This window comes from Accumulibacter sp. (genome assembly GCF_031732815.1).
Classification (GTDB): Bacteria; Pseudomonadota; Gammaproteobacteria; order Burkholderiales; family Rhodocyclaceae; genus Accumulibacter.
In genome coordinates, this window is record NZ_JAVMKF010000153.1 from 1 (window position 1) to 26,385 (window position 26,385).

Annotated in this window: 20 protein-coding genes and 1 pseudogene; all 21 read left to right on the top strand. The window is 70.3% G+C overall.

What is annotated here, in order from left to right:
* The first annotated feature begins 103 nt into the window (after positions 1-103).
* A complete protein-coding gene (locus RKP46_RS10360; RefSeq protein ID WP_311106575.1) occupies positions 104-706 on the top strand; it encodes a DUF4255 domain-containing protein in 603 nt (200 codons plus the stop codon).
* Entirely contained in the window at positions 703-1,488 is a 786-nt protein-coding gene (locus RKP46_RS10365) for a hypothetical protein (RefSeq protein WP_311106576.1), read from the top strand. The genes RKP46_RS10360 and RKP46_RS10365 overlap by 4 nt, the downstream gene beginning before the upstream one ends.
* An 18-nt stretch (positions 1,489-1,506) precedes the next feature.
* Complete coding sequence (locus RKP46_RS10370) at positions 1,507-3,678, top strand: phage tail sheath subtilisin-like domain-containing protein (RefSeq protein ID WP_311106577.1); 2,172 nt, start codon at positions 1,507-1,509, stop codon at positions 3,676-3,678.
* Between the two features lie 19 nt (positions 3,679-3,697).
* Positions 3,698-4,156, top strand: a complete 459-nt coding sequence (locus RKP46_RS10375; RefSeq protein WP_300332990.1) for a phage tail protein — start codon at positions 3,698-3,700, stop codon at positions 4,154-4,156.
* A gap of 4 nt (positions 4,157-4,160) precedes the next feature.
* Positions 4,161-5,771, top strand: a complete 1,611-nt coding sequence (locus tag RKP46_RS10380; protein WP_311106578.1) for a hypothetical protein — start codon at positions 4,161-4,163, stop codon at positions 5,769-5,771.
* A complete protein-coding gene (locus RKP46_RS10385) occupies positions 5,764-6,243 on the top strand; it encodes a phage tail protein (protein ID WP_311098283.1) in 480 nt (159 codons plus the stop codon). The genes RKP46_RS10380 and RKP46_RS10385 overlap by 8 nt, the downstream gene beginning before the upstream one ends.
* 1 nt (position 6,244) lies before the next feature.
* Positions 6,245-6,937 carry a hypothetical protein gene (locus RKP46_RS10390; RefSeq protein WP_311106579.1) on the top strand — a complete coding sequence of 231 codons (693 nt, stop codon included), beginning with the start codon at positions 6,245-6,247 and terminating at the stop codon, positions 6,935-6,937.
* A gap of 11 nt (positions 6,938-6,948) precedes the next feature.
* On the top strand, positions 6,949-7,104 hold the full coding sequence (locus tag RKP46_RS10395; protein WP_300333001.1) for a hypothetical protein: 156 nt from the start codon (positions 6,949-6,951) through the stop codon (positions 7,102-7,104).
* The gene (locus RKP46_RS10400) at positions 7,091-8,143 is read left to right on the top strand and encodes a phage late control D family protein (protein ID WP_311106580.1); all 1,053 of its coding nucleotides are present in this window, start codon (positions 7,091-7,093) and stop codon (positions 8,141-8,143) included. Before RKP46_RS10395 ends, RKP46_RS10400 begins: the two co-directional genes overlap by 14 nt.
* A 9-nt stretch (positions 8,144-8,152) precedes the next feature.
* On the top strand, positions 8,153-8,791 hold the full coding sequence (locus RKP46_RS10405; RefSeq protein WP_300333005.1) for a phage baseplate assembly protein V: 639 nt from the start codon (positions 8,153-8,155) through the stop codon (positions 8,789-8,791).
* Positions 8,785-10,428: a hypothetical protein gene (locus tag RKP46_RS10410; protein ID WP_311106581.1), complete on the top strand. Its 1,644-nt coding sequence runs from the start codon at positions 8,785-8,787 to the stop codon at positions 10,426-10,428. Before RKP46_RS10405 ends, RKP46_RS10410 begins: the two co-directional genes overlap by 7 nt.
* Before the next feature lie 2 nt (positions 10,429-10,430).
* Positions 10,431-10,823, top strand: a complete 393-nt coding sequence (locus RKP46_RS10415; RefSeq protein WP_300333008.1) for a GPW/gp25 family protein — start codon at positions 10,431-10,433, stop codon at positions 10,821-10,823.
* Between the two features lie 10 nt (positions 10,824-10,833).
* The gene (locus tag RKP46_RS10420) at positions 10,834-13,041 is read left to right on the top strand and encodes a putative baseplate assembly protein (RefSeq protein WP_311106582.1); all 2,208 of its coding nucleotides are present in this window, start codon (positions 10,834-10,836) and stop codon (positions 13,039-13,041) included.
* 3 nt (positions 13,042-13,044) lie between these two features.
* A complete protein-coding gene (locus tag RKP46_RS10425; protein WP_311106583.1) occupies positions 13,045-15,465 on the top strand; it encodes a hypothetical protein in 2,421 nt (806 codons plus the stop codon).
* Complete coding sequence (locus RKP46_RS10430) at positions 15,462-16,397, top strand: hypothetical protein (RefSeq protein ID WP_311106584.1); 936 nt, start codon at positions 15,462-15,464, stop codon at positions 16,395-16,397. The genes RKP46_RS10425 and RKP46_RS10430 overlap by 4 nt, the downstream gene beginning before the upstream one ends.
* A 10-nt stretch (positions 16,398-16,407) precedes the next feature.
* Positions 16,408-18,930, top strand: a complete 2,523-nt coding sequence (locus RKP46_RS10435; protein WP_311106585.1) for a methyltransferase type 11 — start codon at positions 16,408-16,410, stop codon at positions 18,928-18,930.
* A gap of 26 nt (positions 18,931-18,956) precedes the next feature.
* Positions 18,957-20,588 carry a hypothetical protein gene (locus RKP46_RS10440; protein WP_311106586.1) on the top strand — a complete coding sequence of 544 codons (1,632 nt, stop codon included), beginning with the start codon at positions 18,957-18,959 and terminating at the stop codon, positions 20,586-20,588.
* Positions 20,588-22,438: a hypothetical protein gene (locus RKP46_RS10445; protein WP_311106587.1), complete on the top strand. Its 1,851-nt coding sequence runs from the start codon at positions 20,588-20,590 to the stop codon at positions 22,436-22,438. The genes RKP46_RS10440 and RKP46_RS10445 overlap by 1 nt, the downstream gene beginning before the upstream one ends.
* Before the next feature lie 10 nt (positions 22,439-22,448).
* Positions 22,449-24,077 carry a hypothetical protein gene (locus RKP46_RS10450; RefSeq protein ID WP_311106588.1) on the top strand — a complete coding sequence of 543 codons (1,629 nt, stop codon included), beginning with the start codon at positions 22,449-22,451 and terminating at the stop codon, positions 24,075-24,077.
* A complete protein-coding gene (locus RKP46_RS10455) occupies positions 24,074-26,050 on the top strand; it encodes an ATP-binding protein (RefSeq protein WP_311106589.1) in 1,977 nt (658 codons plus the stop codon). Before RKP46_RS10450 ends, RKP46_RS10455 begins: the two co-directional genes overlap by 4 nt.
* A gap of 2 nt (positions 26,051-26,052) precedes the next feature.
* A pseudogene (locus tag RKP46_RS10460) lies at positions 26,053-26,385 on the top strand (hypothetical protein); the annotation flags it as partial.

Below are 26,385 nucleotides of genomic sequence, written 5' to 3' on the forward strand. Positions count from 1 at the left end.
CGCGGCCGCGGCCGGCGGATTCGGCGGACGGCTCGGCGTTTGCCCGGTCCGGCCTGCGTGCGGCGACCGATGGGTTGGCCGCTGCCGGCGCGGGGAACGCCTGATGGCGACTCACCGGGCCGTCCTCGGCGTGCTGCAGGCCTTGAAGGATCGCCTCGATCTGCGTCTGCCGGCGCTCACCGGCGGCAACCCGAAAGCGCTCATCCTTGGCTCGCAGGCGCTGGCGACGGCGCCTGCCGGCGAGAACCTCGGCATCTACCTGCACCGCATCGCGGTCGACCCCTTCGCCCGCAACCGCTACCTGGCGCCGGCCGAAAACCGCCGCCAGCGGCGCCCGGAACTCCCGGTCAACCTGCACGTCCTGCTCATCGGCTGGAGCACGAAGAACGACAGCGAAGTCGGCTATCTGGCGGCGGCGATGCAGATCATCGGCAGCGCGCTGACGCTCGACGTCTCGCACCTGGGAAGCGCCGACAGCGGCTGGGACGAGCACGAAGCGGTGCAGGTCCTGCCCGAGGAGATGAGCACCGAGGACCTGATGCGCCTGTGGGACAGCCTGCCGGGCGATTACCGGCTGTCGAGTCCGTATCTGATCAAGACGCTTCGTCTGGCCCCCGACGAAGAGCCGGCCGAGGCGCCGCTGGTGCGCACGCTCGTCTATCCGGCCGGGACGACGCACGCGGCGCGTGTGGAGGGCGAGGCATGATCCTCGAAACGGTCTTCGCGCACGGCAGCGACTACATCGAATGGTACGAAGCGTCCGGCTGCGCGGGAAGCGCCTTGCGCCGCATCGCGCCGGAGCGGCTGCGCATTGCGCTGACGCGCGCGCCGCGCGACCTGCAGCTCGTGCACAAGACGACGGCGACCGCGCTCTGGCGCAAGCGCCCACCCACCCTGTCCGGCGTCCTCGCCGGCGTGGCGCGCGAGGCCGACCTGCAGCCGCCGGCGCAAGCCGCCTACGCGCTGGAAGGCGAAATCAGCGATCCTTCCGGCGCTTACCTGCCGCGCCTTTTCAGCGTCGATTGCGGTGCCGTCATCGGCCATCGCATCGGCCTCTACCGCTCGCCGCTGGCCGCGCGCTACGGCCGCGCCGGCGGCGTGTTCGGACGCATCCGCCTGGCCGGCCGGGCCGCCGCGTGGTCGCTCGTCGTCGTGCGCGTCACCCCGCCGCTCGGAGCGGCGCTCGAGTTCACCGCGCAGGCCGACGCCAACGGCGAATTCATCCTGCCGCTCGACCGTTTGCCGGCGCTCGGCGTCGATGCGCTGGTCAAGACGTATCCGGCGACGCTGCGCATCGCCGCCTCGCCGCTTGCCGTTGCCGAGCAGCCTTTCGATCCGGGCAAGCTGGTGGCGCATCAGGTGGCGGTGGGCGAAGACGCGGCGCACGTCGTCCAGTTTTCCGACAGCTTGTCATTCGCCGTCACGCCGGGTTCAGTCAGCCGGGTCACCAGCCCCGGGCAAGCCTTGTTGCTTCTGCAACCGAATTAACCAGGAAGGAGATCGAACATGCCAGAGTATCTCGCGCCAGGCGTCTTCATCGAGGAGACGAGCTTTCGCCAGAAATCCATCGAGGGCGTCGGCACGAGCGTCGCGGCGCTCGTCGGCCCGACGCGCAGCGGGCCGCTGCGCGGTACGCCGGAAGCCCTGACCAGCTTTGCCGAGTTCGAGCGGGTCTTCGGCGACGCATCCGATCTCACGCTGGCCGGCAACCCCGAACTCAATTTCACCTCGCACGCGGCACGTGCCTTTTTCGACAACGGTGGCAAGCAGCTCTTCGTCGTGCGCGTCGTGCAGGGCGTCAACGGATCGAATACCGACGGCAGCGGCGCTTCGGCGAGCAGCGCCAGCGTCGCCGACGCTGCCGGTAACGTCACTTTCAAGGCACGTTTCCCGGGCGCGCAGGGCAAATACACGCTGGAAGTCGTCTGGCGCGACGGCGAGAACCTGCTGAAGAGCGAACAGCCGAAGGTCGCTGCCGCCGACAAGCTCTACTTTCTGGAGGCGAACGGCGTCGCGGAAGCGGCCAAGGTCACTGGCGCGATCGCCGCTGACCGCTTCCCGGTCGATCTGCAGGCGATCGTCCGTCTCGATGGCAGCAATCTGCGCATCGATGGCGCGCGCGCGCTGATCACCTCGCGTGCCGACCCGGCCAATCCGGCAGCCGTCGGCGCCAACCAGATCACCGTGCTCGACCCCAGCAAACTGCCGGCCGGCGCCCGGCTGACGCGCTTCTACGCCCGCCAGCCGACCTCCGGCGGCCTGAGCAACGGCACCGCAGCGGTCCTCACGCTGAAAAAACCGGCCGATCTGTCGGCCTTCACGAAAGGCGACCACTGGGGCAACCTGCTCGTCCTGCGCGGCACGCTCGACGCCGCCGGCGAGGTGCTGACGATCAAGGCCGACGCGCACCTCAACCCGGGCGTCGCGGCCGATCTGAGCTTGCCGCTGGCCGCGCTGGCCAGCGTCCCCGACGCCGCGTCGGCGATCGTCGCGCTGCGCAACTTCGACCTCGAAGTGCGTAACGGCGGTGCGCAAGGCGAGGTGATCTACGTTTATGGCAACCTGAGTACTTCGCCCGACGGCGCGCGCAGCCTGCCCAGCGTCCTGCCGCAGACGCCGCAGCGCAAACAGGAAGCGCTGATTTCGCCGATCGCGTGCACGCTGAAGGCCGGCATCACCGGTGCCAACGTGCTCGCCGCGCTCTACTCGCTGTTCGACGGTGCGGCGCTCTCGCCTGGCGCCAACAGCCTGCAGGACCCGCGCTACCTGATCACGCTGGCTGGCGGCAGCGACGGCGGCGTCCCGGCGGCGATCGATTACGCCGGTGAAACCGACGAAATCAAGGGCAGCACCGGGCTCGCCGCGCTCGAAGCGGTCGAAGACGTGTCGATCGTCATGCTGCCGGCGGCAGCCGCGCACGCCGACACGCACAGCGCCGTGCTGATGGAAATGCTCAAGCACTGCCGACGCATGCGCTATCGCGTCGGCATCGTCGACAGCCGCGAGGGAATGAGTCTGGGCGAGGTGCGCAGCTTCCGCAACGATTTCGACGACAGCCGTCTGGCGCTCTATCATCCCTGGGTGGTGATCAGCGACCCGACCGGCCAGCGGCGCGAAATCACCGTTCCGCCCGCCGGCTTCATGGCCGGCGTCTACGCGCGTACCGACGTCGATCGCGGCGTACACAAGGCACCGGCGAACGAAGTCGTCCTCGGCGCGCTGCGCTTCGAGCAGAACATCAATCAGTTCCAGCAGGAACTCCTCAACCCGAACGGCATCAACTGCCTGCGTTCCTTCGCCGGGCGTGGGCACCGCGTCTGGGGTGGGCGGACGCTGTCCAGCGACCCGGAATGGAAGTATCTGAACGTTCGGCGCTATTTCCTCTATCTCGAACGCTCGATCGAGAAATCGACCCAGTGGGCAGTCTTCGAGCCGAACGGCGAAGCGCTGTGGGCGAACATTCGCAGCACGGTCGCCGATTTCCTGTTCAACGAATGGAAAAACGGCCGGCTGCTCGGTGGGGCACCGAAGGACGCTTATTTCGTCCGCTGCGATCGCTCGACGATGACCCAGAACGACCTCGACAACGGCCGTCTGGTCTGCGTCGTCGGCGTCGCGCCGCTGCGCCCCGCCGAGTTCGTGATTTTCCGCATCGGTCAGAAAACGGCCGACGCCTGATTCCCTGGAGACCTGAGCCATGGCCCTGTTCCGTGAAACCCCCTATTCCGCCTTCAACTTTCTGGTCGACCTCGAACCCGGCCAGGGCACCGAAGTGCTGGCCGGTTTTTCCGAGGTATCCGGCCTCAATGCGGAGGTCACCGTCGCCGAATACCGTGCCGGCAATCACGCCGTCAATTACGTGCAGAAGGTTCCCGGCATCCACAAGGCCGGCGACGTGACGCTCAAGCGCGGCGTGATCGGCGCGCAGAACCTCTACGAGTGGCTGGAAGCGAGCCGCAGCGGCCGTCTGCGCGAGGCCAAGCGCAACATCGTGATCAAGCTGCTCTCGGAAGACCGTGCCGATACGGTGGTCAGTTGGAAACTGCGCGGCGCGATGCCGATCAAGTGGACCGGTCCGACGCTGACCGCGAAAGGCGGCGGCGACGTGGCGATCGAGGAACTCGTCCTCTCGGTGGAGACGCTGGAACAGGAGTAAGCGCGTGCTCCTCGCCGATCGCCGCATCGAGCTCGACGCCCGGCCGGCGCCACCCGCGCCGCCGGTGCTCGAGGTCGTCATGCTCGGCCACTGTCCCGGCCCGCCCGCCGACCCGGCGCGCGGCGCCCAATGGCAGCGCGTCGCCGGCGATCCGGCGGTGCTCGGCGAGCTTGCCGAACTCGGCTTCCACCGCGCCGCGCGCCGCCTGCAGGAAATGCTCGCCAACCCGGCCGGCGCCGCCGAGCCTGGCGACGACGCGCTGCGTGCCCTCTACCGCCTGCCGCTGCCGGTCGTTTCGCTCAGCCAGTTCCGCGTCCTCTTCCCCTTCGCTTTCGACACGCCGACCGACTACGTCAGCGTTCTCGCCGGCGACCGCGCCTGGCTGCCGATCGCGCTGCAGGACTTCTTCGAAGCGAGCACCTCGCTCGGCCGCGAGCAGCTCAAGCTCTGGGTCATCCGCGTTCCCGAGGACGAAGGGGCGGCCGCTTTCCTGCCCACCGGCGCCGCCGACCTGAGCGAGCCGGAGCGCCTGGGTGCCTTCGAGCGCGCCCTCCTGCCGCGCCGTGCCGGGCTGCTTGCCCTGCCCGACCTGGAACGTCTGCAGGTACCGGCAAACCTGCCCGACGTGCCGCGCCTGCGTCTGGACAATCCGTTGCCGGGCTTCCTGCCCTGTGGTGTCGACTTCGACGACGAACACCGCGAGCGCCGCAACGCCGACGAAATGGTGCTTGCCCAGCCGTCCCAACCGTTGCCGGCGGCCGCCATCGTCGCGCCGCTGGCGCGCACGCTTGCCCGACTGCGCCCGGACATGCTCTGCCTGCTCGGCGTGCCGCTCGCGCTGCCGCCGGCCGGCGAACTGCCGGTACCGGCGCCGGAATTCCTCGCCTACGTCGGCGAGCTGGTTGCGCGCCCGATCGACGAAGGGCTGGCCGGCAGCGAGTCGGCCGGCGCGCTGCGCCACCTGCAACTGCTTTACCCCTATCTGCGCGCGCCCGGCCGCCCGCTCGCCTCGCCGAGCGGCCTGATCGCCGGCATGCAGGCGCTTGTCGCACAGCAGCATGGCGCCTGGCGTTCGATCGGCGAACGCCGGCTGCCCGGGCGTTCGCTGCCCTGGCCGGTGCTCAGTCAGAACGAAGCGACGCGCCTGCGCGAGTCGCCCGGCGTCACCGTTCTCCTGCGCCGTAATGGGGGGAACTACGTCGATGACGAACGCCTGTGCATGCCCTGTCTGCCGCTCGTTGCGCTGCGCCGGATGAACAGCGCCGAGCGCCGGCGCGAGCACTGGCGCTCGGCCGAAGTCATGCGCTTCATCGGCTGGCTGCAGCGCGAGCTGCGCAGCCTGGGCGAGCGCCTGGTCTTTTCCGCCGATCGGCACGATGCGCGCCCGGAACTCGCGCTGCGCGCCTTCTTCAACCGCCTGCACGCCCTGGGGGCCTTGCGCGGCGCGCGCCCGGAAGACGCCTACCGCCTGGCGCAACGCAGCGACGGCGAGAGCACGCTGATTTTCGACCTGGAAATCGCCCCCGCCTACCCGCTCGACCTGATCCGCATCACTTTCCTGCAGGATCGCCACACGGCGAGCGTGCGCAGCCTGCTGGAGGCCGTCGATGGCTGATTCGGTCGCCAGCGAATTCATCCCCTTCCGCTTCCGCGTCGCTTTCTACGCCGACGAAGCCGGCAGCCAGCTCGTCTGTCGCGGATCGTTCAGCGAAGTGACCGGCCTGGAAGCGACGACGACCGTCAAGACGCTCAAGGAAGGCGGCCGCAACTGGGGCGACGTGCAGCTTTCCGGGCCAACCAACTTCGCGCCGGTCATCCTCAAGCGCGGCTTCACCGAGGTCGGCGACCTGTGGACCTGGTTCGACGCGCTCACCCGGCAAGCCAACTACGGCGTGCGCTACACCGGGCTGATCGAGGTCTTCCACCCCTCGCGCGCTTTCGACGAAACACCTGACTTCAAGTGGTGGCTGTACCAGGTCCTGCCGACCAAATTCAAGGGACCCGACCTCTCGGCGACGGCGACGCAGGTGGCGATCGAAGAACTGCATCTGGTGCACGAAGGCTTCGTGCTCGAACGGAGAAGCTGACATGGCCGGCCCACAGATTGCCCACGCCCGCCTGATTCCGATGAACGGCGACCAGGTCGAAAGCGACGAAACGAAGCACATCGCCGTCCAGTTCAACCCGGCGACCTTGCGTCTGACGCTGGCCAACACGCTGCACGCGAACAGCGCCGGCGGCAGCGGTGGTCGCCGTCCGGCCGCGCAGTACGTCGACAAGAGCGAGTCCAGCCTGGCCGTCGAACTCGTTTTCGACACCACCTGCGAGCAACCCGGCGCGCCCGCCAACTCGGACGTGCGCAAACTCACCGGGAAGATCGCCGAGGCGTTCATGAAGCCGCTCGACCCGGATTCGGCGCGCCCGCGCGCGCCGCAGCGCTGCCGCTTCCAGTGGGGCAGCTTCATGTTCACCGGAATGCTCGCTTCGTATGGCGAGACGCTCGACTTCTTCGCGCCCGAGGGAATTCCGCTGCGCGCCACGCTGGCGCTCACCTTCAAGGAGGATCGCTACCAGTTCGACCTGGACGAGAGCGTACAGGCGGCGGCGCGCCAGCAGCCGAGCTTCGCCGCCGGCGGTGGTGGACAGAGCGCGGCGCAGGCGACGCAGGCGGCCGGCGGCAACCCGCGCCAGTGGCGCAGCGTGGCCGATCTCAACCAGCTCGAGAACCCGCGCTTCACGCCCGACGGCGGGGTTCTCGTACCGCGTAGTCTGTTTGGCTGAGGAGGCGAGCGATGCCCGTCGTGATCGAAGAACTGACCGCCGAAATCACCCCCGAAACCACCGATGGCGGCGGCGAGGTGCAGCCGGCGGCAAGCGCCGGCGCGGCGGCAACGCTCGAACTGCTCGCCCTGGCGCGCGAACGGGAGGAACGCCTTGCCGTCGACTAGCCCCAGCGCAGCGCTGCTCAGCGCCCGTCCGCGTCTGCGCGTCGACGGTCAGGACCGCGCCAACCTCGGCGAAGCGGCGCTCGCGCTCGAACTGCGCCTGCCGCGCAGCGGCATGGCCAGCGCCGAACTGCGTCTGCTCAACTGGAGCGGCGCCGGTGGTCAGCCGGACTTCGTCTTTCAGGACATCCGGCTTGGCCAGCGCCTCGACGTCCTGCTTGGCGAAGCGGCAACGACGGCCGCTTTCACTGGTGAGATCACGGCGATCGAAGAGCGTTACGGCGACGGTGCGCCGCAGCTCGTGCTGCTCGCCGAGGACGCGCTGCACAAGCTGGCTCGCCGGCGCGGCAATCGCGCCTACGAAAACCAGAGCCTGGACGATGTCATTCGCGCGATTGCCGCCGACGCCGGGCTGTGGGCCGACGTACAGGCGTCTTCGGCCACCGCCACCTGGCTGCAGAACAACGAGAGCGACCTGGCTTTCCTGCTCCGCCAACTGGCGCCGCTCGACATTGGCCTGCGCCTGCACGACGGCCGCCTGCGCGCACGCGACGAAGAAGCCGACGCGCATCCGGTCAGCCTGCGCCCGGGCGACAAGGCCGAACGCATCCGCATCGTCGCCGACCTCAACCGGCAGCCGACGAGCGTTGCCGTCAGCGGTTACGACCTGGCCAGCGCGGCCGAGGTCGACGCCAGCAGCAGCGCCCTCACCCCGGCGCCCGCCGGACAAAACGCCGCCGCGGCGCTCGGCAACCTCGGCTGGACGAGCGAGTCGACTCTCCCCCATCCCGCCGCGCGCAGCCAGAGCGAAGCCGATGCGCTGGCGCGCAAGCTTTTCCAGCGCGCCGCCCGGCGCTTCCTGTACGGCGAGATCGTCTGCCGCGACACGCCCGAGCTACGCAGCGGGCGCGAGGTCGAACTGGCCGACGTATCGCCGCGCCTGGCCGGGCGCTACCGCGTCGTCGACTGCCGGCACCGCTTCGACGGCGAGAACGGACTGCGCACACACCTGCGCGTGCAGCGTCCGGACTGGACCGTCTGAGGACGAACGATGAACTCGCACACGCTCGGCGCGCTGCATGAACTCCACCTGGCGACGGTGCTCGACAACGCCGACCCCGATTCGCGTGGCCGCCTGCGCGTGCGCCTGGCGGCAACCGGCCTGGAAACCTGGGCGGCAGTGATCGTCGCCAGCGCCGGTTCCGGCTACGGCGTCAGTCTGCTGCCGCGTATCGACGAACAGGTCGTCGTCGCCTTCGTCAGCCCCGACCTGCCGCTGGTCATCGGCGCCGTGTGGGCGGGCGCCAGCAGCCAGGCGAGCGACGCCGCGCCGGTCGACGAGCGTTACCTGATCCAGACGCCGGGCGGCCTGAAGTTCCTGCTCGACGATCAGGCGCCACGCGTACGCATCGAAACGCCGGCCGGCTATCACCTGACGATCACCGACCAGGGCGCGGGTACGGTCACCATCGAAAAGGGCGGCGAAAAGATCGAAATGGCCGCCGCCGGAATCACCATCAGCACCTCGGCCAAGGTGACCGTGCAGGCGGCCAACGTCGATGTCTCGGCGAGCATGGTCAAGGTCGATGCCGGGATGAGCAAGTTCTCCGGCGTCGTCCAGTGCGACACGCTGATCAGCAACGCGGTCGTTTCGAGCAGCTACACACCGGGAGCGGGCAACCTATGGTAAGCGCGACGAAGCTCCGACCAGCGCCGGCGCGCGCCGGGCACGCGCCGAAACCGCACGCGCCGTGGTTTGCCGGCGAGGGCGAGGGAACGACGCTGCACCGCTATCTCGACGACCAGTTCGTGCAGCGCTTCGTGCAGGAAGCGCAAAGCGGCCGACTGCAGGCCACGCGCGAGCAGGGCTGGTATCAGAGCGACCGCGTCGGGCGCTTCAAGGACTACCCCTTGCTGCGCCTGCCGATGCACCGCGCTTTCTACATCGCCTGCTGCGAAGTGTCGTGCGACACTTTCGGCCAGCCGGCGTACGACCCGGCGCGCGTGCGCTCGGCCGGACTGGTCGTTCGCCGCGGCCTGCCCGGGGCGCAGGCCGAACGCTGGCGGCTGCACGAAGGCGAAGCGAACGGCTGGCAGACCGCCGGCAGCGACCTGGCCGAGGCCGAGCCCGACGAATACCGGCGTTACCTGCAGCGCGGCCTGCTCCAGCCGCGTTTTCCCGAACCGCCGTACAGCGGCGAAGAGACCTACCCGATGCACGCGCTGCTCACGCACAGCCGGGAAAGCGAGACGCGCACGCGCAGCCGGACGCTGCTCTGGGGATATCTGCCGCTCGGCGGCAGCTACCGCGTGCGTGGCGAAGTGCCGATTCCGGCGACGACCGAAGCCGAGCTGGCGCAGGAACTGACCTGGCCATTCGGCACGCGCGACGCGCGCGCCTGGCGGCGCGAAGACAGCCGCCCGGTGCTGTACGGCTACGCCCGGCACGCATTCCACGAGCTGATCGGCGTTCTCCTGCGCTATCGCGTCACCGACGCCGGCAATCCGGACAACGAAGCGCTGCGCACGCTGCTCAGCCAGATCAGCTTCTACGGCGCGCCGCTGGCGCACCCGCCGCAGCCTTACGACCGCTACGGCGAGCCGAACTGGAACGAGCGCGGCCACGACCTGCTCACCTGGCTGACCGGCAGCGAGGCCGCGATCCTCGACTGGCACGCGGCGATCGCCGCCGGCCGCGCTTCGCCGGCGACCAGCCCCTTGCCTTTCCAGGCAACCTCAGGCGGAATCCCGTTCACCACGCCGATCGTCATCGACCTCTACCTGAGCGAGGAACAGGCCGCGTTGCTGCGTCAACTGATCACCGCGCGCGGCCGGCGCGCCATGGCACGCAACGAAGACGGTCTGGCCGTGCCGCGCTTCGCGCAGGGCGAAGACGACATCTTTCACGTCGTTCCTTTCGTTCGCTGGCACGACGAGTGCGGCTGCGAGCGCATCGCCTGGGGCGCGCCCAGCCTGCCTTTTCGCGTTTCGTCGCCGCTCGACCCCGACTTTCAGCGGCCGCAAGCGATCATTCTGCCCCGCCTGGACGACCTCAAGCGCGGCGCGGCGCGCGGCGTCGCGCTGCTCGCTCCGAAGTCGCTGGCCGACAAACTGCTCAAGATTTCACCCGAAATGCCGCCCGCCGAGGGGGGTCCGGGCAATCGCTGCGGCCTGTGCTGGATGATCAGCCTGAGCATCCCGGTCGTCACGATCTGCGCGATGATCATCCTGATGATCCTGATCAACCTGCTCAACCTGTTTCTCGGCTGGCTGCCGTGGGCCATCCTGGCCTTGCCGCGGCTGTGCGGGAAGCTGCTCAAGGAGTGAGAATGGCCGCCCCGCAGCCGCCGATCGTCAGTTTCCCGCTCTTCGACGGGGTCGATGCCGCCGGTCGTCTGCCCTGGCAGGACGGCAACAAGAGCATCCGCGAAGTGATGCTCAATATCCTGCTGACGCGTCCCGGCGAGCGTCTGATGCGCCCCGAATTCGGCGCCGGAATCCGCGACTTCATCCACCATCCGAACAACGAGACGACCCGCGCGCTGATCGCCGACGCGGCGCAGCGCGCGCTGGCGCGCTGGGAACCGCGCGTCAGCGTCGAGGAAGTGCGCGTCGTTGCCGACCCGCAGCGTCTGTCGCACATCAATCTGTCGATCCGCTACCGGCTGCGCCAGGACGCCAGCCGGGACACTTTCGATCTGGCCATCGAACTCGGCCCATAGGACGACGATCATGCCCCTGCCGATTCCCGACCTGGACGACCGCCGCTTCGACGACCTCGTCGCCGAACTGCAGCAACGCCTGCAAAGGCACGTTCCCGACCTGACGCAACTGGCGCCGGGCGACCCCGCGTACGCGCTGGTCGACCTTTTCGCCTGGCTGACCGAAACCATCATCTACCGGGCCAATCGCATCCCCGAGCGGCAGCGCCTGGCCTTTCTCAATCTGCTCCAGATTCCGCTGCGCCCGGCGCGCCCGGCGCGCGGCGTCGTCTGTCTCGATCCGCTCGCCGGCTCGGCGCTGCCGCCGCTGGTGCATGCCGAAACGCCGCTGCAGGCGGGTCGCCTGAGTTTTACCACGGTCGGCGAAGTGCAGCCGCTGCCGCTCGAACTGCGCCTGCTCGTCAAGCACGCGCTGGACGCCGCGGCGCTCGCCGCCGAGGGCATCTCGCTCAACCAGTTGCGCGAACAGTACGGCGTCGAGCCGGCCGCTTTCCGGCCGCTCAGCCTGCTCCCCGGGCGCGACCGGCTGACCACCGTGGGCAGCCTCGACGGTGCGCTCTACCTCGCCTGCGCGCTGCCGCGGGCGCTCGTCGGGCACGCCGAACGCGTCCGTCGGCAGATCGCCGGAGCGATCCTCAACCTCGCGCTGGCGCCGAACGACGAGATCGACGGCGAACTGGCGGCCAGCGTCTCGCCGCGCCGCCTCGCCTGGGACCTCGCCTGGTGGCCGGCGCCCGACGAAAAACCGGGCGAGGTCACCTGGCTGCCGCTGGAAAACGTCGTCGATACCTCGCGCGGCGGCCGGCAGACCGGCGTGGTTCGCCTGCGCCTGCCGCGCAGCGCCGATTTCCTGCGCATCAGCGAGGCGGTCGACCCGCAATACGCCGGTCTCGGCGAAACGCCTCCCGAACCGCCGGCCGATCTCGTTGCCGGCCAGATGCTCTTCTGGTTGCGCCTCTCCAGTCGCGATGGCGACCCGCTCGAGTTCGCCACGCTCGGCGTCAATGGTGTCGAAGTCCTTGGCCAGGGCGTCGCGCGCGACCGCATGCTGGGCGCCGGTAACGGCCGCCCCGAGCAGGTCTTGCACCTGCCCGATGCCGGCGTCGACCACCGCGAGGTGCGCGTCGAGGTCGAGGAGGGCGGGCGTTTCGTCGCCTGGCAGCAGGTCGATCACCTCGCCGGTCAGGGGCCCGAGAGTCCGGTCTATACGGTCGACGGCGAGACCGGCAGCGTGCGTTTCGGCGACGGTGTGCGCGGCCGCCGGCCGCCGGTCGGTGCGCGCATCCGCGCCGCCTGGTACCGCTTCGGTGGCGGCAGCGCGGGCAACCTGCCGGCCGGCAGCATCCGCGCGATCGACGGCCATCGGCTGAAGGTGCGGCACGAGTGGCCGACGCGTGGCGGTGTCGACGGCGAAACGATAGACGAGGCCGAGCGCCGCATCCCGGCCTTCCTGGCACACCGCGAGCGCGCCGTGACCGCCGAGGATTTCGCCCTGCTGGCGCGCGACAACCCGCTGCGCCCGCTGGCGCGCGCCGACGCGGTGGCCGGCTTCTTCCCCGGTGCCAATCTCGTCTCGGTGCGGCGCAATCTGCCCGGCGTGGTCAGCGTCTTCGTCCTGCCGCCGGGCGAACCGGCGCTCGGCGGTGCACCGCGGCCGACTGCCGGAACGCTGCGCGAGGTCTTCGAGTACTTGAGCGCGCGCACGCTGCTGGGCAGCGAGCTGTACGTGCTCAGCCCGCAGTACCAGCCGATTTCGCTCGCCGTCTCGCTCGAAGTCATCGACCCGAGCAGCGAGCAACAGGTCTTTCGCGCCGTCGAACAGGCGCTCGTCGCCTACCTCTGGCCCTTGCCGCCGCACGGTTTGCGCGGCGCCGGCTGGCCGCGCGGGAGAAGCGTCGAGATCAACGAGTTGCGCACGCAGGCCGGGCGCGTCGACGGCGTCGAAGCGGTCAATGGCTTGCGCCTGTTCTACCAGGATCTGACGACGCTCGCCTGGCTGGAACTCAGCGACCGGCAGGCGCTGCCGCTCACCGATTACCAATTGCCCGAGCTGATGGCGGTTGCCTTGCAAGCCGGCGAGGGCCAGCCGGCACCGCCACGCGGCTTCGCCCCGGGCAGCCTCGTCCTGCCGGGTGCGGCCAGCGGCAGCACCGGCAGCACCGGCAGCTCGCCGACCGGCCGCGCCGTGCCGGTGCCGGTCATTCCCGACGTCTGCTGAGTCATGGACAGCAACGGCACCCGCTTCCTGCTGCTCACCGGCGCGGCTGATTTCCATCAGCGCGGCCAGCAATGCGTCTGGGACGCCGAGGCCGGCGCGCTGACCCTCGCTCCCGCCGGTGAGCCGCGCCTGCCGCGCCTGCCGGTCGACGAGGCGCTGGCGCTCTGGCGCGGAGCGACGCCGTACGTGCTCGACGACCACGGGCAGATTGCCCGCCTGTCGGCCGACCGCCGGCGCGTCGAGTTTGCCCTCGGTTGGCCGACGACCGTCTGGGACGTCGTGCGCGCGGCACGCGTGCCGGGTGACCCGGCGGCCGGTGACCTCGCCGGTGCCACGCTCGATGCGGTCGATGCCCCGCCCGGTTGCACCTTCACCGATCTCCACCTGGGCGGCAGCGGTCTGCTCGCCGCGCCGTTCACCGACGGCGGCAGCGTGCATGGCGTGCTTGCCGTCCATCTGCGTCACCGCTGGCAGGCGCGCTGTCCGACGCCGATCGGCGCCGTGCGCGCCTGGGTCGACGCGGCCGATCAGGTCTGGCTGCTCGCCGCGACCGATCTGATGCTGTGTACCGGAGCGCCGCTCTTGCAGCCCTACACGCCGCGCGCCGATCGTTTCGAGCCGCTCGTCGTCGAGCCCGACCCGCTGCGCTGCGTCTGGCAGCAGACGCTGCCCGGCCAGCGTGGCGTGCTGGCGCTTGCCGCCGACGCCGAGTCGCTTTTCATCCTGGCGCTCGCCGTCGAGGGCAACGACGCAGCGCCGCGGCAAGTCGTCTTTGCGCGCCCGCTGGCGCCCAGCGCGACGGCGGCCTTTTCCCAGCATGCCTTGCCCGAAGAACTGCCGCTGGCGGTCGATCTTGCCGCGCTCGGCGGGCAGCGAGTCATTCTCCTGCCGCCGCTGGAAAACGGCGCGGCGCGCTCGCTGCGGCGCGACTGCCCGGTCGTCTCGCTCGCCACGCCGACTGCCCGCCTCTTGCCGGAGCGCTGGCCGCGGCGCAGCGAGGCCGGCGTGCGCTTCGTCCGGCAGCGCGACAATCTCGTCCGCCAGCTCGCCGACGACGGCGTGCATCGCCTCTACCGGCTGGCGCAGGCGCGTTACCGGCCGAGCGGCCGGGCGCTGCTCGGCGAACACCCGGCGCTCGATTCGGGCACGCCGGGCGTGGTCTGGGACCGCGTCTATCTGGAAGCGAGCATTCCGCCCGGCTGCACGATAGACGTCGGCGCGCGCGCGGCGGACGACTGGGACGCGCTGGCCGACGACGCAGACGATCTCTACGAGGCACAACCCGCGCTGCTGTGGTCGCCGCTGGCGAGCGAACTGCCCTTCGCGACCGGTCGAGCGGCGCCGCTTGCCGGTCGCTCAGGTCTCTTCGAAGTCCTCCTGCAGCGGCCGAACGGCGCCGTCCGCGAAGTGCGCGGGCGCTACCTGCGGCTTGCCCTGCGGCTGAGCGGCGACGGCCGGCACAGCCCGGCGATCTACGCGTTGCGCGTCGCCTACCCGCGCTTCTCGTGGCAGACGCACTACCTTCCAGATCACTTCCAGCAGCAGGAAGCGCCGTCTGACCGCCTGCCGGCTGAAGCGGTGCCGGCCAACGGCGCTGACCTGCGCGAACGCCTGCTCGCCTGCTTCTACGGCGTCCTGACCCCGCTCGAAGATCGCATCGCCGCTGCCGAGACGCTGCTCTACCCGCACGCTGGGCCGCGCGCGTGGCTGCCCCGCCTGGCCGAAATGCTCGGCACGCGGCTACGCCCACACTGGTCCGAGCAGCGCCAGCGCCGCTGGCTGTCGGCGCTCGGCCGCCTGCAGGCGCACAAGGGCAGCTTCGCCGGCCTCTGCCAGGCGCTCGACCTGATCACCGACGGCGCTGTCGGCCGCGGCCAGGTCGTTCCGGTCGAGCTTTTCCGTCTGCGCCGGACGCTGGCCACCGTGCTCGGTGTTTCCTTCGACGACGCGCGCCACCCGCTGACCTTGGGTACCGGGCAGTCGGGCAACAGCATCGTCGGCGAAACGCTGATTCTCTCTGCCGACCAGGCGACCGAAGTGCTGGCGCTGTTCGCCCCCGGGCTGGCGCGCGAAGGCAACGAACGCGAGCGGGTCGAGCACTTTTTCGACGAGTACGCGCGCCGCCTGACGGTCGTCCTGCACGGTCCGGCGCGGGCTCTGCAGACGGTGGTCGAGGAAGTGCTGCCCGAACTCGTGCCGGCGATCGTGCAATGGAACGTCGTGGCGAGCGAACATCCCTTCGTTCTCGGTCTGTCGCCGCTGCTGCGCATCGACACCTATCTTGAAACCCAGCCGCCGCCGGCGCGCGTCCGCCTGGACGAAAGCCGGCTTGGCCGGGGTGATCTGCTGCAAAACCCGGTAGCCTTGTCGCCTGAAAACGCGCGACCGATGGCGCCGATCGACCCTCGAGGAGACTGGGGATGAGCCAGGCCGACGAAAACGCCGTCACCGATTCCAGCCTTGCCGCGGATGGCCATTTCGACGACGCGCTGCGCCGCGTCAGTTTCGAACCGGGAATGCTGCTCGGCATCGAAGCGACGCGCGCCGAACAGGACTACCACCGCCGGCGGCACAACCGGCACGCCTACTGGCTGCACGGCGCGGGAACCGTGGTCGGCCTGCGCGTCAGCCTGGACGGCGACGATCCCGGGGACGACACGAGCCAGGTCAGGGTCCGCCTGATCGTCAGCCCGGGAATCGGCGTCGACGGACTGGGGCGCCAGGTCAGCGTCTTCGAACCCTACTGCATCGACCTGCGCGCCTGGCTGACCACCGTCCATGCCGACGCGGACGCCTGGGCAGCGCTCATCCGCGACGGCTACGACGAGACCGACAAGCTGCTCTGGCTGAAGGTGACGATGCGCTACCAGGACTGCCCGAGCGGTCTGCAGCCGGTGATGGCGACGGCGATCAACGCCGGCACCGACCCGGTCGGGCCCAGCCGCATGCAGGACGCGGTGCTCTACGAACTGGTCGCCGAGCGGCCGGCCGACCTGGCGTCGCGCGCCCACCCCTTTGCCGCGCACAACGGACTGCGCGACTACGCCGAAATTTCCGATCGGCTCGCCGCCGGCGAGCAACAGCGGGTGGCCGACGCGAGCGGCGGCACGCGTGCTCAGCTCGAACTCGGCGCGCGTCTGCTCTACGCGCTCGGCGACGACAACCAGGCGCTGCGCACGCGCGAATCCTTCACGCTGAGCGCCGCCGAACTGGCGCGTACGCTGCTTGCGCGCGTCTCGCTGCGGCTTACCGACGAGCTCGACCTGATCGTCAATCCGCGCCGGATCAGCATCGACAACCTGGTCCGGCCTTTCCTGTTCAACGCCAGCACGCTGGCGCGTCTGCTCCGCGATTGAGGTCATCATCATGGCGATCACCATCAACTTCGAGCCCTTTGCCGGCGGCACCAGCGGTCCGACCGGCAACCGGCTGGGCAGCATAGACCCCCGCCTGTCGCGCACGAACTACTTCGACGGCCAGTTGCTCAAGGCCTCCGACCTGACGCGCGATCAGATCTACCTCGACGAGCGCCTGCTCGAACTCGGTCAGTCCTTCGGCAGCGGAATCGCCGAAGGGCTGGAACTCAGCCTGGTCGACGACCACCTGCTGCGCGTCGGACCCGGCCTGGCGATTGCCCCGTCCGGGCGCGTCCTGCAGCTCAGCGGGCGCAGCCTGCAGGCCGACCTGCAGAACAGCGCGCTGATCGCGACGCTCAATCAGGGTGCTTACCGGCGCTTCGAGCGCGGCCTCTACGCGGTCGCCCTGCAGCATGCGGAAGTCATCAGCGGCGTCGCCGAGGCGTATCCGGCCGACCTCGCGAGTCGTCGCCAATGGCGCGTCAGCGCCTTCTCGGAAGGCGTCGAGCTCGTCCTCGTAGCGCTTCCCGTGCCGCTGCCACGCGGCAACGGGCTTGCCGTACGCGCCGCGCTGGCGCGCGAGCTGGTGCAGGCGAGCGGCCGCCTGGCCTTGCCGAGCGACGACGCGATCGCGCTCGGCCTGCTCGCCATCGAGCAGATGCGTCCGCAGTGGCTCGATCTCGGACTCGTTCGCCGGCCCTTGCGTTCGCCGCTCGCCGGCGAGGCGGTGCAGCTTGACCTCGCGGCGCACTACCGTGAGCTGTTCGAAGACGTCGTCGCCGCACGCCAGAGCGCCGGCCAGCGCGGCGGCTTTGCCGCCAGCCAGTACTTCCGCCTGCTGCCACCGTGCGGCCCCTTGCCCAAGGCAGCGATCGACCCGGTCGCCGGCACGCAGACCTTCTTCCCCAAGGAATACGACGTGGGAATCGCGCCGGTGCGGCGCAGCGACCTGCCGCGCCTGCTTGCTGATTCGTCGCTGCTCGCGCCGATCGACCTCGAACGCGATCAGGACATCGACCTGATGGTCCTCGTGCCGCTCGACGAACAGGCGTTCTCGCTGCGCGCGCGCCAGCTCGAAGCCGACCCGAACGTCGGTGCGACCGGCAAGACCGGTCTGCTTGCGCGCCTCGACGTGCTCGCGCTGCGCCTGTTCGCGGCGCCGCGCGTGCATCGCCTGGACACCGACGCAGCGGTCTGGAAGCAGATTTGGGAAAGCGTCCCGGAAAACGACGTGCTCTTCGTCCGCCGCCCGCCGCGCACCGCCGAAACGAACGTCTCGGCGGTCGTCCTGGCGCGCGGCTTCGCGCTGCCCGCGCTGGAACAGGGGCTGCCGCCCGACCTGGCAGGACTCGAAGAACAGCTCGACAGCGCGCTCGAACGTACCGGCGAGGCAGAAGCCGCCGCCGGCCGTCTGACGCAGACCAACGCCGAGTTGCGCGCCCGCATCGGCAAGCTGGAAGAATCGCTGGCGCTGGGCAGCGACACGCGCCTGAGCGACGCGCTGGCCCGCGTGCAGGTGCTGGAAAACGATCTCGCCGAGGCGCAGGCCAGGCTGGCGACGATGATTTCCGGCGAGCGCAACGCGGCCATCCTGGCCACCGCGCTCGCCGCATCGAGCGACAAGATCAGCGAGTTGCAGGACGAGCTGACGCTGCTGCGCAAGCAGCTCGACGAAGCGCGCAACGACCACAGCCTGGATGAAGCGACGCGCCAGCAGATCGAGCAACTGACGCAGGCACTGGCAGCCAGCGAAGAGCAGCGCGGCACGCTCGTGCAGGAAGCCGAGCGCAGCCAGGCGCTGCTCGCTGAAGCACGTCTGACGCTGGAACGAACCGCCGCCGAACTGGCCAGCGCGCGCAAACGGATCGAAGAACTCGACAACGCCGGCGGCGCTTCCGACGAGGCGCTGCACGCAGCGCGCAACGAGATCAAGGAACTGCAGGCCAAGCTGGATGCGGCCAACGTACAGCTTGCCGCGAGCAAGGTGCAGATCGACAAGGCGCTGGCCGACGCCGATAGCGCGCGGCGCGATGCGCAAAGCGCCAACGAAGCGCTGTCGAAGAATCTGGCGACGATCGACCAACTGCAGGCGCAGCTCAACACGCAGACGGCGCTGGCCAACAAGGCGCAAGCCGACCTCGAGGCGGCGCGCAAGAGCCTGGCCAGCGCGCAGGCCGAAGTCGTCCGCCGGGTCGACCTGCGCGCCGAATTTTCCTTGCCCGAGATCGCTCGCCTGCGCGGCGCGAAAGCGCTCAACGCCGAGAAGCTCGACGATCGGATCGGCGACCAGACGACGGTACGCCTGGCCGTCATCGAGATCCTGCTGCTCGTCGAACGTCGGCACGACGAGCTTCTTTGGGCCTCGCTCGAGGAAATCGGCGAGGTTCCGAAGCGCTTTCCCGACTTGCGCAGCCAGTTGGGCAAAATGCTGGTGGCCAACCAGCTCAGTGTGCCCGAAGTCTTCGTCGAAATCGGCGGCAACTTCGGGCTGTCGGCCGATCTGGTCAAACGTTGGCGCGAGCTCGTCGGCTGAACGTCGGCAGACAGAGGAGAACGGGCATGAGGCGAATCATTCACCTGCAGGTCCCCGAAGCGGGTCGCGACGATCCGCGCAAGCTCAACCTGTTTCCCGGGCGGGCGCTCTCCGAGCGCGAATTCGAACTCCTCCAGGCCTACGTCGACGACCGCGTCGCGCCGCTCGTCCGCCTGCTCCCGGCGGGAATCGTCAGCGGCCTGCAACTGCAGATCAGCGGCGGCGGCAGCGCTACCCGGCTGCGCGTTCAGCCTGGCCAGGCGGTCGGCGGCGGCGGCCGGCTCGTGCGCCTGTTCTACCCGCTGGAAACCGACTGGCCGGCGCTCGCCGAACAGGCCGAGCGCGACGCCGACTCGCCCTTGCTCGACGGAATCTACTTCCTGACCCTGCGCGCCAGCGTGCAGGAAATCGATCCGGCGACCGAACTGCAGCCGGCAACCCGGCGCGAAGTCGATCCCTTGCGCGATCGCCGCCTGGAAACGGTGATCATCCCCGGCCTGCAGCGGGTCAGCGTCAACTCGCGCTGGCTGGCGATGCGCCAGGCCGAAATCGCCAACCGCGTCTGCGTCGAGTTCCTCACGCGCAGCCCCTTCGAGGCGACAGCGGGTGCCGTTCCGCTGGGACTGGTCAAGGTCGTCGCCCGCCGGCCGGAGTGGATCGACGCCGTCGCCGGGCGCTATCTGGCGGAAGACGATGCGGCGTATCGCACGCTGCTGGCGCACACGGCGACCGTCTGGCAGAGGCTGTTGCGCGACAACCCGCGCGTGCAGGCGCTGCTCGAGGGCAGCAGCACGCAGCGCCCCGATCTCGCCGAATTGCTCGGCATTCCCTATCTGCCGGCGGCCGGGCCGCTGCCGCAGTTCCTCGTCCAGGACCCGGCCGGCAACCCGCCGCGGCTGGTTTTTGCCGCGCGCGACCTGGGGATCGACCTGATTCCGGTCCCCGCGAGCACGGTGCAGGGAATCATCGCCGAAGAGCTGCCGCGCGGAACGATCGACCTGATCCACGCCCGGCACGAGCGGATTCGCCTGCTCCTGGCGATTCCCGACCTCGAATTCCGGCACGACCTGCTCGACCTGCCGCCGCGCGATCTGGAACTCGAACGCCAGCTCTTCCTGCGCTATAACCAGGCCGCGCACGACTGGAGCGACTGGCGCAGCCAGTGGCAGCAGCTCTTCGGTCGGCTGAGCGCCGACGCACTGCGTGCCGCGCAGGCGCCGGCGCTCGTTGCCGCGCCGCTGGCGCCCGACGCCTACCGCGACCAACTGGTCGCCGAACGCCGCCGCGCGCTGCCCGACGACGACCTTCCGCTGCCCGAACCCTGGCTGTCGCACGTCCAGGCGCCGTATCGCGGGCAGGCCGTGCCGCCGGCGCCCGATCTGAGCAGCGACGGCCTGCTGCATCAGCGCGCCGCCCTGCAAGGGCAGATCAGCGCGCTCGAAGGCGAACTTGCCGAGAGCTTTGCCCTGCTCAACGAAGTCGGCGATTACCTCGGCCTGCAGCGCCAGCAACTCGACGCGCTGACCCTGTCGTTCAGCGCGCTCGCCGGTGGCGTCAGCGGCGACGGCAGTGGTCTCAAGCTGATGCGCTGGGCGCAATCAGGGGCGCTCACCCCCGATTTGACGAACAGCGTGCAATCGACTGCGGGAGGCAAGTGATGGCCCAGATACCGCTCAACTCGCTGCTCCAGTCGGCGACCAACCTCAACCTGGGCAGCCAGTTGCAGACGGCCGCGATGGCCGCCGAGTTGCAGATGAACAGCATGATCGGCGAGACGGCGAAGCAGACCGCCCCCACGCCCGTCGCAGCGGCGGCGGTCGAGCCGCTCGTCCAGCCGACTTTCTCGAAAGCGGCCGACAGCTACGGCGTCATGCGCCACATCGACCCGGTGCGCGACCATTTCCTGAATGCGCGCGTCGGCATCGAGACGCTGCGCCGGATCGCGCTCGAGGGCGTCGGCAGCAAGTCGCGCTCGCTCCTCCAGCGCGTCGAGGACTACCTGAAGAAGCACCTGCCGGAGGCCGAGTATCTCGCCTTGATGAGCCAGCTCGGGATCGAGAAGGGGGCGCCGACGACGCTGCTCAAGAAAGCGCTGCCGACGCTGGGCAGCAAGTTCCGCGTTCCGCTGCGCGAGAAGCCGGAAGCACCGAACGCCGTCGAACTGGTCGAGGTCGAGCACAACACGCACTCGGCGCTGTTCGGCGCCGGCGCCGTGATCAGCGACGACATTCGCAGTATCGAGGCGCTGCGCCTGGCGCTGATCAACGTCCGCCGCCGGCAACAGAAGGCGCTTGCCGACGCGCAGGCCGACCTGGCCGAAATCGAGGCGCGCATCCCGGGCGAGCAAAGCCGGCTCGGCGTGCTCGAGCGGACGCGCAGCGAAAGCCTCGACGATTACCTGGTCGCCCAGCGTCTGCTCGTCGACCACTGGCGCAACGTCGAAGAAGCGCACCGCCAGCGGCGCCGGGTGATCGAAAGCAACGTCGGTCTGTTCTACGTCAAGCAGCGCGAAACGCCGCTTACCCAGACCTTGCCCGATCCGCTCGAGCTGCGCTTCGCTTCCGCCGACGATCTGGTGCCCGGCTGCGCCAACCGCGCGACGCCGCTGGCTGAGGAGCTGGAACCCTTCATGCAAGCCGTGCTCGACATTCCGGTGGCCGACTGGGCGATGCTGCACGAGCTTTCGCACCTCTTGCCCAGCCGCACGCGGCTGGAAAGAATGGTCGTCGCGCGCCGCCAGCGTGTCGCGCTGCGCCTGGCCGAAACCGCCGTTGTGCCGGCCGGCGCCTTGCAGGGAATCGTCGCGCAGAATCGCGCACTGCTCGGCGACCTCGCCGGGCGACCGTTCGCCGCTTCGACGATGCGCGAGCTGCAACTGCAGGGGCACCTGATCCTCGCCCTCGAAGACCTGCTGGCCGGACCGGTTCCCCTGCTGCGCGAGCCGGCGCGCGCGCTGCACCAGCGTCTCGACGCCGCTGCCGGCTGCCTGCTGGCGCGCTTGCGCAGCATCAGTCCGTCGCTCCGCCTGGCCTGGGCGCGCGCCGCCGAGGCCGATCGCCTGGCGGTCGACACGCCCGAGCAGTGGCCGGGAATCGCGCTGGCCGAAGCAGCCGATTTCAACGGCATCCGCACGCTCGCCGAGCTGGTCGCCTGGTGGTTCCGGCAACTGCACGCGGAAGCCGGCGGCGCGGCGCGCACGGCGATGCGCAACTTCGTGCGCGCCTGCCTGCTGCTCGCGGTCGGCGACGACCCGGAGGAACTCCTGCACGGCCAGTTGCGCACGCTGCCCGGGCGCTTCCGCGTCGGCGAGGCGCTGCGCCTCGAGCTCAACCGCGTTCCGTCCCCCGGTGCCGAGCTGCAACTGGTCGACGACCGGCAGCGCGTGATCGGCCTGCTGCGCGTGGACGACCACGACGGGAACGGCACGCTCGCCTCGATCACCCAGGTGCTCGACGCCAGCGCCAGCCTGAGCACCTCGTTCCGCGTTTCCGGCGCCCGCAAGGCGTAAGGGGAACAGCGTGGCGGCCGCCCAGGTGACGCTCGCGCGCGTCGAAATGCGCGGCAGTCGGGCCGCCGTCGCGCGCGGCCGGGCGCCGCTGCTCGCCGCGCTCGACCGTGCATCGTGGCCGGAGGTCGGTGCCGAGCGGCTGCTCTTCATCCGCCACCTGAGTCTGCGCGGCACGCCGCAGGAGATCGCCTGGCACGCAGCGGAGGCGACGCGCCAGCTCGCCGCGCAGTCGGTCGACGCCTGGCTGCCGGCGGCCGATCAGGCCGCGGCGGTGCACTTTGCCTCGCGCGCCGCGCAGCGCGCCTGCCTGCTCGTCGATCTGCTCGCCGGACGCGCCGGCGAGCGCTGGTTCTGGCGGCGCGAACAGCGGCTGACCCGCTTGCCGCCTGGCTCGGCGATTGTCGAACTACTCGCCGAAGAGCCCCTGCTCAGCGCCGAAATCCTCGCTCGCGTCGAGCGCACGCCGTTCGCCGGCGCCTTCTGGCGGCGGCTCGACAACGCCGCTGCCGGACAGATCGTCGGCGCGATTGGCCAGGCCGCCGGATGGGCTTTGCCGGCTGCGCCGGCGGCCGCCGAGCGGCTCGTCGCGGACGCGGGTCTGCGCGCGGCACTGGCGCAGGCGCCGGCATCCTGGCATTGCCTGTTCGGGCGCGCCGCTGGCGAAGCGGTCGTGCAACTGGCGGCGCTGCTCCTCGCCTGGCAACGCTTTCCGGCGCTGCTCGGCACACCGCATGGTGCGCGCCTGCTGGCTGCGCTGGCGTACGGGATCGCCCACGGCACGGCTGCCGCCGATCTGTCCGAAGCTGGCCGAACGCCGCCGCGCGCCGCCGGCGCTCGCTCGACCGAGACCGATACAGCCCTGCCCGAGCGAGGCGCAGCCGCTTTTGCAGCGCATCGCGCAGGCAAGCCGGCAGTGCGCGCCGGGCAAGGCGGGCGCGAACCGCCGGCCTTGCCCGCGGCGCCTTCCGCCGCAGCCGGCGTGGCGACTGACCTGGCGCTGCCGGCAACGAGTGAAAACCCGCCGCGCCGGCCAGCGGCTGCACCGGCGCGCGCCGCGGCGCCGTTCGCCGCAGCGCCGGCAACCACAGGTGAGTCGGATGCTGTGCGCCGCCTCGCGGCCGACGATTCCGCGGTGCCGGCGCTTGCCGCCGAACACGACTTCCTGACCCGATGCGGCGGCCTTTTCTATCTCCTCAACTTTCTCGCCCTGGCCGCCGTCCAGGCCCGCCTTGACGAGCGCGCGCCCGCCGCCTGCGGCTGGCGCTGGCTGGTGCGCCTGGGCTACTGCCTGGGCCTCGTCCCCGACCCGCCGCTCACCGGCTTTCTGGCCGCCGAGATCGGTCTCGACGATCCGGGTGAACTCGCCACGCTGCCGCCGCTGCCCGCCGAAAGCGCTCTGCTGCAGATCGGGATGGCGCGCTACGGCCCGCTTTTCAGCGTTGCCGAACACTACCTGCGCGCGGCGCGCGTCGTCGTCACGCGCAGCCACGTTGACGTCCATTTCCGCCTGGCCGACGCCAGCCTGCCGGTGCGGCGTGCCGGACTCGACGTCAACCCCGGCTGGCTGCCCTGGCTGGGTCGCGTGGTCAGCTTCCACTACGGCAGCGGCGACGCGCCGCCGCCCGGTTTCCCGCCATGAATGCGCCGGCGACGCCGGCCGCGGTCGCCGTGCCGGCGCTCAACCGCGCTTTCGTCTACGCCGGTCTGGCGCGTTTCGCCGGCGAGCGCCTGGGCGCGCCGTCGGCGGTCTTCGAGAGTCTGGCCGGTGACGGAGAACTCTACTCGCTGCTCGCCCAGGCGCCTGGCGACTGGCTCGGCGCCTGCCGCGAGCTGGCGCTGCGCGCGCCGCAGATGCCCGGTCCCTGCGGCCGTATCCTGCACGACTTTCGCCTGCAGTTGCACGAGTGGTTCGCTTTCGCGCTCGCCGGCGAGGCCGAAGCCAGCCACCTGATCAACCTGGCGCTTGCCGAACTGCAGGCGCCAGTCGACGAGACGCGGCCCAGCCTGCATCTGCTGGCAGAACTCAGCCAGGCGCTCTTTGCCCTGCCGCTGCCGCCGCTGAGCTGGCCCAACCATCCGCTGGTGCGGGCGCAACTGGCGCGCATCGCCGGCGACGACGCGCTGCCGCTCGCCAGCCTGCACGTTTCCCCGCGCCTGTGGGCGCTGTGCTGCGGCGACCGGCAGGTCTGGCGCGAGTTGCGCTCGCTCGCCAGCGATCCGGCGATTGCCCTGCCGGCGCAACTCGAGCAGATGCTGCCGGCGATCGTCGCCAGCCTGCGCCAGGGCGCAGCGCCGCTCGTCGTCGTGCGCGGCGCGCGCGCCGCCGGTCTGGCGCTTGCTGCGCGCCTGGCGGCCGGCGCCGGACTGCACGCCGTCGAATGCGACGCGGGCGAGTGGAACAGCCGGCCACTGCTCGCCGCCGCTTGCCGCTACGCCGGCTGGCTACCCGTTCTGCCGCTGGCGCTCGGGCCAGGCGAGAGCTTCTCGCCGGCGGCGACGGCGCTCGGCCTGACGCCGATCGTCATCGTTGTCGGAGTCGACGGCACGGTGGACGTCGCCGATGCGCTGGAGATCGTCATCCCGTCGCTCACCCTGGACGAACGTCGGCGTGCCTGGCAACAGGCTCTGGGGCAGGACGCCGCGCCGGCGCTCGCCGAATGCGCGCAGCTCGACGGCGCGACGATCGCTGCGCTTGCCGGGCGAATCCGCCGCGCTGCAGCGGGCGACGACGCGCCGCCCGACCTCGGCCATCTGCGCCAGGTGCGGCTGGGCTTTGCTGCCGAGCGCCTACGTCTGCTGGCGCAGCCGCTCGCGCGCGAGGTCGGCGCCGACGCGCTCGTCCTGCCGCCGGCAACGGAACAGCAGTTTGCGCAGTTGATTTGCCGCTGCCGCCGGCGCGAGCGCCTGTGGACCGGCCTCGGCCCGAGCCTGGCGACGCCGACCGCCGGCGTACGCGCGCTCTTTGCCGGCGAAAGCGGCTCAGGCAAGACGCTCGCTGCGTGCCGGCTGGCGAGCCAGCTCGGCGCGCCGCTCTACCGCGTCGACCTGGCCGCAGTGATGAACAAGTACGTTGGCGAAACCGAGAAGAACCTCGGCCGTCTGCTCGACGAAGCCGCCGCGCTCGACGTCGTTCTCCTGATCGACGAAGCCGATGCGCTCTTCGGCCGGCGCAGCGAAGGCAAGGAGACCGGCGAGCGCTACGCCAACATGATGACCAACTTTCTGCTGACGCGCATTGAAAGCCATCCGGGAATCGTCGTCCTGACGACGAATGCGCGCAATCGCCTGGACGCTGCGTTCACCCGGCGCTTCGACGCGATCATCGAATTCCCGCTACCCGGCGTCGACGAGCGCTACCGCCTGTGGCGATCGCACCTCGGTGCGCGCTCGCCGAGTGACGACGACTGTCGGCTGCTCGCCAGTTACAGCGACCTGCCCGGCGGCCACATCCGCAACGCCGTACTGCACGCGGCAGCGCTCAGCGAAACCGCGCCCGGGCAGCCGGTCGAACTGGTCCTGCTGGTCGCTGCGCTGGCCAGCGAATACCACAAGCTGGGCCGCACGCCGCCGCCGCAGCTCGCCCAACTCGCCGCGCGCGGAAACGGAGGATAAGCATGGCCAGCGTAACCCAGGCGCGCCGCTCGGCGCTTTCCCGCGCACCGGCGGGCAAGCCACAAGAGAACACGCGCCTGCGGCGCGCCGCCGCGGCGAATGCGACGAAGGGCAAGGCACCAGCCTATCTGCAGGCGAAACTGGCGATGAGTACTCCCGGCGACGCGTCCGAGCAGGAAGCCGAACGCGTCGCCCGACAGCTCGCGCGCAGTCCGCGCGCGGCTGCCGCGCCGGCCGCCAAGGCGAACACGCCGGCCACAGCCGCGCGCTCGCCCGCGCCCGCAGCGGGCACCGGCAGCGAGCGCGTGCAGCGCGCCAGCGTCGCTCCTGGCGTC